Raw genomic sequence first — 12,077 nt, 5'->3', positions numbered from 1 at the left:
TTAGAATTTACCTACATTAGATTACTGATCAACGAACCATTATGACGACGCAAGCCCAGCTAGGCGATAAAACCTTTACTCTTGAACGCTTTCCATTGGATCAAAAAAACCGCAGCTTACAAGCGTGGGATTCGGCAGATGAGTACCTTATCAATTATGTTAACGAACATCACCCAGATTGTCGCTCATTGCTTATTTTAAACGATAGCTTTGGTGCACTTGCTTGTTATTTTAATAAGTTAACGGTTTGTTCAGTTAATGATTCTTATATTAGCCACCAAGCTGCGGCTTATAACTTACAAGAAAACAAGCTGCCTACAGCAGAGTTTACGCAAGTAGATAGTTTGTCGGCATTACCAGAGGATGTAGATTTAGTACTTATTAAAATCCCTCGTAATGTAGGTTTTTTACAGTTCCAATTAAGTGAACTTAGTGAAGTACTTGCACCTGGTACACCAGTAATTGCCGCAGGTAAAACAAAAGAAATTCATAATTCAACAATAAAATCATTTGAGCAATTTATTGGTGAAACAACAACAAGCCTAGCAGTTAAAAAGTCTCGCCTTATATTAAGCACAGCTAAAGGCGGATATAAAGCAGCAGACTTCCCTATAACATGGGAGCTTGAAGGTACTGAGTTTAATATAACAAATCATGCAAATGTGTTTTCGCGTGATTCGTTAGATATTGGTGCGCGCTTCTTTTTTAACTACTTACCAGAAACACCTAAAGCTAAAAGCATTATTGATTTAGGCTGTGGTAACGGCGTTGTTGGATTAATGACGCTTGCTCGTTGCCCTAATGCATCAATTACCTTTGTTGATGAGTCTTACATGGCAGTAGAGTCAGCCCGGTTAAATGTAGAAATTAACCTAGGCGATAAGTTTGATAACTGTGAGTTCATCGAAAACGATTGTTTAACAGGCTTTGAAAGAGACAGTGTGGATATGGTGCTTTGTAATCCTCCATTTCACCAAGCTCAAGCTGTTACCGATCACATTGCTTGGCAAATGTTTAAACAAGCAAAAGATACTTTAAAAGAAGGCGGCGAGCTGCGTATTATTGGTAATCGTCATTTAGATTATCACGATAAATTAAATCGCATGTTCGGAAACTGTAAGTTGTTAGGCTCAAACAAAAAGTTTGTCGTTCTAAGTGCAACTAAAAATAGTGGAATGCTATAAATGAAATTAACAAACATTATAATTGGGTGTTGTGTATTACTAATACTTGGTGGCTGTGCGAATCAGCCTAGCCAAGTAATACTCAATCCTGTTTATAAAAGTGGTCAAATAAGCACTATAAATAGTAGCTTAAGCACCAGTGTAATTGATTTACGTGGCGATTCGTCAACACTTAAACTTATTGAATCAGACAAAACTAAAACCTTTGCAAGCCAAGGTCTTACTGAATCAGTTAAAAGTGTTTTAGACAGCGCCCTTAGCCGCAATGGTGCCAGCATTTCTAACTTGGCAACTGTTCGCTTTGAAGTAGATATTCATGCACTGCAGGCTGTTGTGACCGAAAAACTTGTGAGCCATACCAGCGAAGCCCATATAGAGCTTGGCGTGCGCGTTATTCGCGCCTCAAGTAATTTTAATAAAGTGTATAGAGGCAGTGCTAATTTAGAAGGTCCGTTTAGTCACGAGCGAGCAAAAATAGAAGGTCAGCTCAATAAGTTGACTGAGCAAATTATTACCCGCATTGTATCTGACCCTGAATTAATAGAATTTTTAGAAGGTTAACTATGAAACGACTTTTTTTAATCTGCTTAGGCCTATTTTTTAGTGTAAGTAGCTTGGCAGCCCAAGAAGGCCGCTTTGTTCAAAAAGATAATATTTTTCCACGCGTCGAAATCGTAACGACAATGGGCAGTATTGTTGTTGAACTGGACCGTTCGAGAGCGCCTATTACGGTCAATAACTTTTTAACTTACGTGTCAGATAAAAGCTATCAAGGCAGTGTTTTTCATCGTATTGAGCGCGATGTAGAAAACGACCGCGACTTTGTTATTCAAGGTGGTGGCTACGATAAAGATTACGACGGCTTACACGAAAACGATCCTATTTTTAATGAAAGCGGTAACGGTATGAAAAACGATATGTATAGCATTGCTATGGCGTATCAAGACCGTGAACCGCACTCTGGTACTCGTCAGTTCTTTTTTAACATGGATAATAATGATCACTTAAACCCAGGTAAAGATTGGGGTTTTGCTGTTTTTGGTAATGTGATGGAAGGCTACGAAACATTAGATAAAATTATGGCGGTTGAAACAGGGTTTAATGAAAAAATTGGTTACGATTTTGTTCCTAAAAAACCAGTGGTCATCTTAAATATTAAAATGCTTGAACAAGTTCCACTGTAATTTTTTTAAGAGCAGCTTAGCTGCTCTGCATCTAAGCCAATGAAGGCCCTATGAGCAAATCTCTCTCTATTAGCGAATATTTTTCTTACTTTAAAGACAAACGCTTAATCCATATTTTTATATTTGGTATGAGTAGCGGTTTTCCGTGGGTATTAATTGGCTCTGTTATGTCGGCTTGGCTAAAGGATGAAGGGCTAAGCCGCAGTATGATTGGCCTATTCGGCATTGTATTTGGCGCTTACAGTATCAATTTTTTATGGTCACCGCTCATTGACCGCACAAAACTCCCTATTTTATATAAATGGCTAGGCCAACGTCGTAGTTGGATACTATTTTGCCAGAGCTTTATTTTTATTGGCACCTTATTATTAGCTGGGCTTGATTTAAAAGCTAATTTAGCAATTGTTGCTGCAATTTGTTTGTTAATCGCCATTGCTTCTGCAACACAAGACATTGCTATTGATGCATTCAGAATAGACACACTTAAAGCAAACGAATCTCACAAAGCAACAGCGGCAGCCGCTATGGCAACATCTGGTTGGTGGACAGGTTATGCGCTTTTAGGTGCAATTCCATTTTATATGGCTGATATCCCCTCGCTCGACTGGCCACAAATTTATTACTTTTTAGCTGCTGTAATGTTGCTGCTAATGAGTGGAGCATTGTTTGCAAAAGAGCCTGAATCAAATAGAGAAGCGGTACATGCCGAACTTGAACGTGTGTACCTTGAAAAACTGTCCTCTACAAAACAAACCCCTCTTACAAAAACTGTTGCGTGGCTCGCGGTAACCGTTATTGATCCCTTTAGAGCTTTTTTTACTAAAAATGGCGTTAAAACGGCACTGGCATTACTTGCGTTTATTTTCTTATTTAAAATAGGTGAGGCATTTTTAGGGCGAATGTCGATTGTTTTTTATAAAGAAATTGGTTTTAGCAATAGCGATATAGCTACATTTTCAAAGGTAGGTACTGCCGTTCTTACAATCATATTTACCTTTGTTGGCAGTTTATTTAATCAAAAATATGGCATTGTTAAAGGTTTATTTGTAAGTGGCATTGCGATGGCGGCCTCAAACTTAGCCTTTTCGTGGATTGCTTTAGTTGGCCCTGATTTAAGACTGTATGCCTTTGCTATTGTTATTGATGGGTTTACGCAAGCGTGGTCGCTGGTCGCTATGGTGGCCTTTATTTCGATGCTATGCGATAGAGCATTTAGTGCAACACACTATGCATTACTAGCGTCGTTAGGGAATTTAGGGCGAACGTTACTTTCGAGCTACAGTGGTGTAGTAATTGATGATTGGTTAATGGGAAATTGGTCGCTGTTCTTTGTTTTAACAGCCTTGATGGTTATACCTTCGCTGATATTTTTATACCTGATTAGGCATAAATTATATGAGCTTGAGAAAAATTATCATAAAAATATTTAATGCATCCCTGCATTAACATATTGCTTAGCACTATCAAGTGCCCCTTAAAGTGTACTAAGCAATGTTTGAGTTAATCTACTTTTAGCAAGCTAAGTGCTTCATGTGGATCAACTTCTAGAGCTGTACAATAACGAACAAACTCAATCACATCTAAACGGCGTTCTTGATTTTCAATCTTGCCGATAAACGAATGAGGCGTTCCCAGCACTTGTGCTAGGCTTCGCATTGTATGACCCTTTTCGTGGCGCTTACTTTTAAGCCACTTTGTTAGCTTTGCATTTTCTTCAGAAGAAACTGTTTTGCCCATCATTTTACATCTCCTACTAGATGATTTGACGTACCTATTAAAGCAGTAGTCTCTATCAATAGCTGTAGGCAAGTAAGCAGTCATACCATATTTTCAATAGCAAGCTATTGCTTAACAAAGCATGTGTTGCTACTCACTCCACCAATATAGCTAAAAAACTACGCTAATAATGTGGTAAAGATTTGTTTTTATTGAGAATGAAATTTTGCCCGTCTCATTCTTGGATACATTATATACTATTAACACTTTGGTTAAATAACTAATTACATACTCGGTACAAATATGAACACGAGTGAATATTTATAAACGCTGAATATTGACCTAAGTACTCAAAAAGTATTAATAAATTAATTTCTAGTTATAAAATATTTAAATGAATTTTTATAACAATGTTGTTCCAATTTATCGTCACATGTTTATGATTAAGCAATAATTAGCACCAAAAAGGCCGAATAATGTTCAGACTTCTTTTTTTATTACCGATTGTGTTGTGCTTGGGTTGGTACTTTTTTTTGCGCCACAACGGCGTACCAATTAAGCAAGGCAAAAAAGGCTTCATATACATTTTAGCGTTTTCTGCTTTTGTACTTGGCTTTTTTGTATTGATAATGCAAATAACCGAATATGCCCCAACCGATTTGTAGGCATTAAAAAAGCCGCAAAAGCGGCTTCATTCTATTTAGCGTTTGGCTGTTAAACGCTAAAGCTTGCACCACAACCACAGGTTGTTGTTGCATTAGGATTAGATACAAAAAAGCGTGCGCCTTCTAATCCCTCAGTGTAATCAACTTCACCGTCAACCAAATATTGAATGCTCATTGGATCGATAACGAGTGTTACACCATTTTTTACAATTTCTAAATCGCCAGGATTCGCTTTTTCATCAAAAGTAAAACCATATTGAAAACCAGAACAACCACCACCTGTTACATAAACACGCAGTTTTAAATCTGGATTTTCTTCTTCGTCGATTAACTGTTTAACGCGAACAGCAGCTGCATCGCTGAACTTAATTGGTAATTCTTCAGACATTTTAAAACCCTCAATATCGCAATGGCGTGATTATCTAATACCCGAGTGTTTTAATCAAGTATAGTAAAACAACTCTTTACTCTAAGTTATACCTATAAATTAGTAAAAAAGTGGCTAAACATTAGCTCACTAAAATAATACTTAAGCAAACTAAAAGCGACCCTTGTAAACTATAAATTCATTAAAAATTTTAGTTATAAAAAATAGGTCTTAATCTTTACTGCAAATTGTTAATATAAGTTACGAAAAATTCAAAATCACAAGGACTTAACTAAACTCTTTTGCTAAAATGCTGCTGAAAAATGCGGCGAGGAAATAATGCATGTGGCTTGAGCAACTCAGGCGTCGACTGGCAAAACCTAAAACATCTGTACAATTATGCTTATTAGGCGTAGTTGCCGGATTAATTGCTGCATTTTTTATTATTTTATTTCGCTTAACTATTTTGTTTTTTCAAAGCTTATTTTTGGAAACACCTGACGACTTTACTACCCTACCGACTCTTGAACGCGTTTTAATGCCATTAATAGCCGCATTTTTAATTGCGTGCTTTGCTGCATTTACTGGCTTTAAACATTACCGTTTAGGCATTCCTTTTGTTATTCATCGTATTAAACGCCATTACGGGCAAATGCCTTTATACAATACGGTTAATCAATTTGTTGGTGGCGCACTTGCACTCATTAGCGGTTTTTCGGTTGGCCGAGAAGGGCCTTCCGTACATATGGGCGCAACAGGTGCGAGTATTTTAGCGGATAAACTACATTTACCGCATAACGCCATGCGTACTTTAAGTGGTTGCGGCGTTGCAGCAGGTATAGCCGCTTCGTTTAATACCCCACTTGCAGCCGTTATTTTTGTAATGGAAGTGGTACTTCGAGAATATAAAGTACACATATTTGTGCCAATCATGCTTGCTGCTGTTACTGGTGCACTCGCTACGCAGTTTGTTTTTGGTGAAGGCTCTGAACTTGCACTCATTACAATAGCGCCATTAAGTGGTTGGCATTACCCTTATTTAATATTATGCGGTATGGCGCTGGGCGCTATAGCATTTAGCTTTAATCAAAACTTAATGCTAATTATTAAAACATTTAAACCTTTAAGTATGTTTCCTCGTTTACTAATCGCAGGCTGTATTGCCAGTTTAATAGCTTACGCAGTGCCTCATGCTATGGGTTCTGGTATGAGTGCGATTACTATCGCGGTTGAATCGCCTGATAACGTAAAGCTGCTTACTACCATTTTAATCGCTAAACTACTTGCCACATTGTTTGCTATTGGTTTGGGTATTCCTGGTGGTTTAATTGGTCCTGTAATTGGGCTTGGTGTATTAATTGGGACATTAATGGCCTTTTTTGCTCAATATATTAGCCCGGGTACTGATATTGCGGGTACGTATGGGGTTTTAGGTATGGCTGGATTATTAGCGGCTACACTGCATGCACCACTTGCTGCATTAACAACAGTAATGGAGCTTACATCATCACCTGAAATAATCGTTCCTGCGATGATAGTTATAACCACTGCATATGTAACTGCATTACAATTTTTTGGAAATCGCTCCATATTTTTGCAGCAATTAGATTTTCAGGGATTGCCGTACCATGTATCTCCCGCTACCGAAGCATTACAAAAAGTGGGAATAATGGATGATATGGATGAAGACTTTAAATTGCTCTACTCAGACGATAAAGAGCAAATAAAAAATACGCTTGATGCCATGGATAGCCAAACACCCTTGATTGTTTTTGACGAAGAAAATGGCTATCGCCTCGCTGAATACGATTTAACGCTAATGTCTGATGAAGCAATAAATATAAATTACATTAGCTTGCAGGGCATCAGCAGCCAAGCCACCCTAGCCGATGCATTCGATATACTAAAAGATAAAAGAAGTGGCGCGCTTTACGTTTATAACCTTTTAGATAATCAACAAATTATGGGGCTATTACGCTGGGATCAAATTCATCATATTTTAACCATTCGTAACAGCTTACTTTAAGCAATAAGGACTATTATGAGCGCATTATTGATTTATAAAACACTCCACATATTTTTTATGATTGCGTGGTTTGCCGGTATTTTTTACTTGCCTCGATTATTTGTATATCACGCAATGAGCGAAGAAAGATCATGTAACTCTATGCTTAAAGTTATGGAGCGCAGGTTACTTTATTTCGTAACCCCATTTGCTGTTTTAACGGCTGTATTTGGTGTGTTAACCATTGTTGAATATGGTCGTGATTGGTTTAAATACAGTATGTGGCTACATTACAAACTTGTACTGGTAATTATTTTATACCTATACCACGGCTACTGTTTTAAGTTATTAAGTGACTTTAAACATGACCGAAACACTAAAACAGACCGCTTTTACCGTATTTTTAATGAGCTCCCTGTTATTGCGCTGCTCATCATAGTGGCACTTGCGGTAATAAAACCTAATTTATAAGCGTTTCGGTGCATGTTAAACTGCGCTGCAATTTACAATACTTGCTATAACACGCGCGATTGCGTGCTCCATTTATGGATTATCGCGCCCATTTGATTGATTAGGAATTACCCCATGTTAAGTTTCCAAGGCGAACATATACTGTCTGTAAATCAGCTAGACAGAGACTGTATTGAACGTATTTTTGCAGTAGCTAAAAAAATGGAGCCTTATGCTAAAAAACAAAAGCAAACAACGGTGCTTAAAGGCGCTATTTTAGCTAATTTGTTTTTTGAACCAAGCACTCGCACGCGAGTTAGCTTTGGTACAGCCTTTAACTTACTAGGCGGTGGTGTACGTGAAACTACAGGTATGCAAAGCTCAGCGCTTGCAAAAGGTGAATCACTTTACGATACCGCGCGCGTTATTTCAGCTTACGCCGATGCTGTTGCTATGCGTCACCCTGACGCAGGCTCAGTAAGTGAATTTGCTGATGGCTGTACTGTGCCAGTTATTAATGGCGGCGACGGTCCAAATGAGCACCCGACTCAAGCATTACTTGATTTATTAACCATTGAGCGTGAATTACACCGTTTTGATCAAAATATTGATGGCATGCATATAGCGCTTGTGGGTGATTTAAAATATGGTCGCACAGTGCATTCTCTATCAAAGCTATTGTGCCATTATAAAAACGTAAAGTTTTCGATGGTCGCGCCTGATGGCCTACAAATGCCAACGAGCATTTTAGATGCCGTAGAAAATGCAGGACACAAAATTGAGCTAGTAAACAAGATGGAAGGTAATTTAGCCGCCGATATTGTCTACCAAACACGTATTCAAGAAGAGCGTTTTCCTTCACAAGAAGAAGCAAATAAATACCGTGGCGGTTTTAGAATTAGCCAATCTATTTACAGCGCTCATTGCAAACCTAACTCTGTACTAATGCATCCGTTACCACGTGATAGTCGCTTAGAAGCCAACGAGCTTGATAACGACTTAAACAGTAACGACAATTTAGCAATATTCCGCCAAGTACAAAATGGCGTATTAATTCGTATGGCACTGTTTGCTTTAACACTCGGCGTAGAAAATAAAGTCGATAAGTATGAAGTGGACGTACCTTGGTTTAGCCGCAAACGCGACAGCTAAACCTTCTTTAAGTGACAATTTATAGGATTTTTCATGACAATTAGCCAAGACTTATTTGAACGCGCTCAAGCCTCTATTCCAGGTGGCGTAAACTCGCCAGTTCGTGCTTTTAATGGTGTAGGCGGTACGCCGCTATTTATTACAAAAGCAGAAGGCGCGTTTACATTTGATGCCGACGGTAATCGTTACATTGATTATGTTGGCTCTTGGGGGCCTATGATCATGGGCCATAACCACCCTGCAATTAAACAAGCCGTGCACGAAGCCGTAGAAAATGGCCTTAGCTATGGTGCGCCAACTGAAGCCGAAATATTAATGGCTGAAAAAGTAAAAGAGCTGGTTCCATCAATCGAAAAAGTACGCATGGTTAGCTCAGGCACTGAAGCAACAATGAGTGCAATTCGTTTAGCACGTGGCTTTACCGGCCGCGATAAAATATTAAAATTTGAAGGTTGTTACCACGGCCATGCTGACTCGTTATTAGTTAAGGCAGGCTCTGGTGCACTAACAATGGGCGTACCTAATTCTCCTGGTATTCCTGAGGACTTTGCTAAGCATACGCTTACTGTATCGTTTAATAACCTAGATGAAGTAAAAGCTATTTTTGCAAAATACGCTGACGAAATTGCCTGTATTATTGTAGAGCCAGTAGCCGGTAACATGAACTGCATTCCACCAGTACCTGGCTTTTTAGAAGGTTTGCGTGATGTGTGTGACGAATATAAATCAGTACTTATTTTTGATGAAGTAATGACGGGTTTTCGTGTTGCACTTGGCGGCGCTCAAGCGTATTACAACATTAAACCAGACCTTACGTGTTTAGGTAAAGTCATTGGCGGCGGCATGCCTGTTGGCGCGTTTGGTGGTAAAACAGAAATAATGGATTACATTGCGCCTGTGGGCCCTGTTTACCAAGCGGGTACTCTTTCTGGTAACCCTATTGCGATGGCTGCAGGTTTAAAATCACTTGAGCTATTATGTGAGCCAGGTCTACACGATAAGTTAGAAGCAACGTCTAAAGCAATTTGTGAAGGCTTTGAAGCTGGCGCTAAAAAAGCAGGCATTGCATTAACAACTAATTATGCTGGCGGCATGTATGGATTCTTTTTTACTGATGCTGAAAAAGTAACGACATACAAACAAGCTACTGAATGCGACCTAGAGCGCTTCAAACGTTTTTTCCACCTTATGCTTGAAGAAGGTGTGTACCTTGCTCCATCAGCATTTGAAGCTGGTTTTGTATGTGCTGCGCATACTGAGCAAGAAGTAAAAGAAACAATAGCGGCAGCAGAACGCTCGTTTGCTAAACTTTAAGTTAAAATTACTTTTTATATTTTATAAGCGCTTGTTTTTACAGTGTGTAATTAAGACTAAAGATTGAAAAAAGCCCGAAAGGGCTTTTTTTATTTGTAAAGTACTATAAATGAATGATAATTAAGCATAACAAGGTCTATTCACCTTTACCCTAATTACAAAAATACAAGAGAGCCTTATGTCAGGATTACGCCAATTTTCTTTTCCCGCTATCCAGCTAATGGCAAATTTAAAATACAAAACTAAAATCAGCTTAATGTTTGGAATTTTACTCGTTCCTCTTGCACTTAGTTTGTTTTTTTTAGTCTCATTATTAAGTGAAAGTATCGCTGTTTCAAAAATGCAGCAACAAGGTTTAAAAGGCTACAGGTCAATACTCTCAAATCAAATGCAGGGGGAAGCAAATCAAAATATAAAAATTGCTCGCTCACTCGGTTTTGATATAAAAGACGATCAAGCAAATGATGTACTTGAACTTGTTTCTATTCAGTCTAACTTAGCATTAGATAGCCAGTTAGCTAGTGCTTATGTAAACCGCTCTTTAGTCACGCCAATTCCTGCACTTATAATGCAAATAAACTCGACAGCGCAAAGCGCAAACACTGTTTTGGCAAGTAATCGTTTTACGCCAGATACGTTTATAGCACTTTCAAATTTTAGTAAGTCACTTCCTTTATACGAAAAACAACTCGATAAAATACTCAATGTAGCCACCAATGCAGATAAATCAGTAAATAAAGCGCTCATGCCCTCGTTAGATAATTTACACAGTGCTGTTGGCGCATTTAAAAAAGCGATAGATGAAAAACTACTTGAGCCAGACGATATTTTATTAACTCAATCAGAATTTACTAAACTAACAAACAATGTTCACAGCAGTATTAATCAACTTGTTAGTAAGAGTATTCCAACGCTTGAGAGCCTTATTGAAGCAAAACTGCAAACTCAACAGTGGACTCGAAATCTTGTTTTAGCTGCTTCATTAATTAGTTTGTTATTTGCATTTTATTTGATGATTGGTTTTTATTTTGCAGTTGTTGATACCATTAATCGCTTTGCTGATGCAGCGAATAGAGCCGCGAATGGCGACTTAAATGCAACTATCGATTCGAGCACTAATGATGAAATGGGAATTATTGCATCGCGCTACAACGCATTACTTAATGCATTTTCACATTTATTATTTGATGTTAAAGCAAGTACAGAAGAGCTATGCGGCGCAACTAAATCGCTATCACATGCGAGTAGCCAAACAAGCAATGATGTTTCAAAACAGCAAATCCGAGTAAATGCCATTTATAATGCACTAAGCGAAATGGCTCAAAACGCACTTGCTGTTGAAGAGTCAGCGCATCAAGCAACGCTTACCGCGCAAGATGCTGCTGCGCATGTAAAACAAGGTTCAGACAATACAATGGAGCTTGCTAAATATATGCAAGATCTACAAATTGAATTTGCAGAGAGCCAACAAGCGCTCGATAAGCTAGCACAAGATAGCCAAGAAATTAGCAAAGTAAGTAAAGGTATTAGTGAGATAGCCGATCAGACAAACTTGCTTGCACTCAATGCCGCTATTGAAGCTGCACGAGCTGGCGAGCATGGTCGAGGCTTTGCCGTTGTAGCTGATGAAGTAAGAACTCTTGCTCAGCGTACACAAACACAAACACAAGAAATTCACCAAATTATTAGCTCCTTACAACAAGCATCTGACGACACTCAGCAAAAAATGCGCTCAAGTGTTGAAAAAATGGAGCAATCAGTAAAAGCAGCCAATCAAACCAATGAAGTATTGCAAAGCGCAGAGCAAAGTATGGGCGACATTAAACATCAAGGTGAAGTTATTGCAGAGCGTGTTAAACAGCAGTCAAATGCGACAACACAGGCATTGAATGATTCGCAAGAGGTGAGCAATTTAGCAGATCAAACGCTAACATCAGCTCAATCAACGCTGCAAGATGCACAGCAGCTAAGTCGCTTATCTAATGATTTAACCAAATCAATGCAGTTTTTTAAATCTTAAGCGTTAACTACAACTCACAA

12 protein-coding genes are annotated in these 12,077 nt (G+C 38.5%); 10 read left to right on the top strand and 2 right to left on the bottom strand.

Annotated elements, in window-relative coordinates:
• Positions 1–41: 41 nt before the first annotated feature.
• The 4 genes from GQR38_RS01980 to GQR38_RS01965 are packed head-to-tail and all read left to right on the top strand — an operon-like array spanning position 42 to position 3,798.
• Entirely contained in the window at positions 42–1,184 is a 1,143-nt protein-coding gene (locus GQR38_RS01980; RefSeq protein WP_010555194.1) for a methyltransferase, read from the top strand.
• Entirely contained in the window at positions 1,185–1,745 is a 561-nt protein-coding gene (locus GQR38_RS01975; RefSeq protein ID WP_165721274.1) for a YajG family lipoprotein, read from the top strand.
• Between the two features lie 2 nt (positions 1,746–1,747).
• Entirely contained in the window at positions 1,748–2,368 is a 621-nt protein-coding gene (locus GQR38_RS01970) for a peptidylprolyl isomerase (protein ID WP_165721273.1), read from the top strand.
• A gap of 50 nt (positions 2,369–2,418) precedes the next feature.
• The gene (locus tag GQR38_RS01965; RefSeq protein WP_007584875.1) at positions 2,419–3,798 is read left to right on the top strand and encodes an MFS transporter; all 1,380 of its coding nucleotides are present in this window, start codon (positions 2,419–2,421) and stop codon (positions 3,796–3,798) included.
• A 70-nt stretch (positions 3,799–3,868) separates the two neighbouring features.
• Here the strand turns inward: GQR38_RS01965 and GQR38_RS01960 are convergent, their stop codons facing one another.
• Positions 3,869–4,108, bottom strand: a complete 240-nt coding sequence (locus GQR38_RS01960; RefSeq protein WP_007584874.1) for a helix-turn-helix transcriptional regulator — start codon at positions 4,106–4,108, stop codon at positions 3,869–3,871.
• A 452-nt stretch (positions 4,109–4,560) separates the two neighbouring features.
• On the opposite strand from GQR38_RS01960, the gene GQR38_RS01955 reads away from it, so the two are divergent.
• On the top strand, positions 4,561–4,749 hold the full coding sequence (locus GQR38_RS01955) for a hypothetical protein (RefSeq protein ID WP_010555198.1): 189 nt from the start codon (positions 4,561–4,563) through the stop codon (positions 4,747–4,749).
• 49 nt (positions 4,750–4,798) lie between these two features.
• On the opposite strand, the gene erpA is transcribed toward GQR38_RS01955, so the two are convergent.
• Complete coding sequence (erpA, locus tag GQR38_RS01950) at positions 4,799–5,137, bottom strand: iron-sulfur cluster insertion protein ErpA (RefSeq protein WP_002958911.1); 339 nt, start codon at positions 5,135–5,137, stop codon at positions 4,799–4,801.
• A gap of 322 nt (positions 5,138–5,459) precedes the next feature.
• On the opposite strand from erpA, the gene GQR38_RS01945 reads away from it, so the two are divergent.
• The 5 genes from GQR38_RS01945 to GQR38_RS01925 all read left to right on the top strand — a co-directional run bounded on the left by GQR38_RS01945 (position 5,460) and on the right by GQR38_RS01925 (position 12,057).
• Positions 5,460–7,142: a chloride channel protein gene (locus GQR38_RS01945; RefSeq protein WP_007584866.1), complete on the top strand. Its 1,683-nt coding sequence runs from the start codon at positions 5,460–5,462 to the stop codon at positions 7,140–7,142.
• Positions 7,143–7,157: 15 nt separating this feature from the next.
• The gene (locus tag GQR38_RS01940) at positions 7,158–7,592 is read left to right on the top strand and encodes a CopD family protein (protein WP_007584864.1); all 435 of its coding nucleotides are present in this window, start codon (positions 7,158–7,160) and stop codon (positions 7,590–7,592) included.
• A 114-nt stretch (positions 7,593–7,706) separates the two neighbouring features.
• On the top strand, positions 7,707–8,723 hold the full coding sequence (locus GQR38_RS01935) for an aspartate carbamoyltransferase (protein ID WP_007584862.1): 1,017 nt from the start codon (positions 7,707–7,709) through the stop codon (positions 8,721–8,723).
• A gap of 33 nt (positions 8,724–8,756) precedes the next feature.
• Positions 8,757–10,037 carry a glutamate-1-semialdehyde 2,1-aminomutase gene (hemL, locus tag GQR38_RS01930; RefSeq protein ID WP_024589288.1) on the top strand — a complete coding sequence of 427 codons (1,281 nt, stop codon included), beginning with the start codon at positions 8,757–8,759 and terminating at the stop codon, positions 10,035–10,037.
• Between the two features lie 178 nt (positions 10,038–10,215).
• A complete protein-coding gene (locus GQR38_RS01925) occupies positions 10,216–12,057 on the top strand; it encodes a methyl-accepting chemotaxis protein (protein WP_007584858.1) in 1,842 nt (613 codons plus the stop codon).
• Positions 12,058–12,077: the final 20 nt, after the last annotated feature.

This window comes from Pseudoalteromonas sp. c7(2019) (genome assembly GCF_011378625.1).
GTDB lineage: Bacteria > Pseudomonadota > Gammaproteobacteria > Enterobacterales > Alteromonadaceae > Pseudoalteromonas > Pseudoalteromonas arctica.
This window is presented reverse-complemented; position numbering and strand designations above follow the sequence as displayed.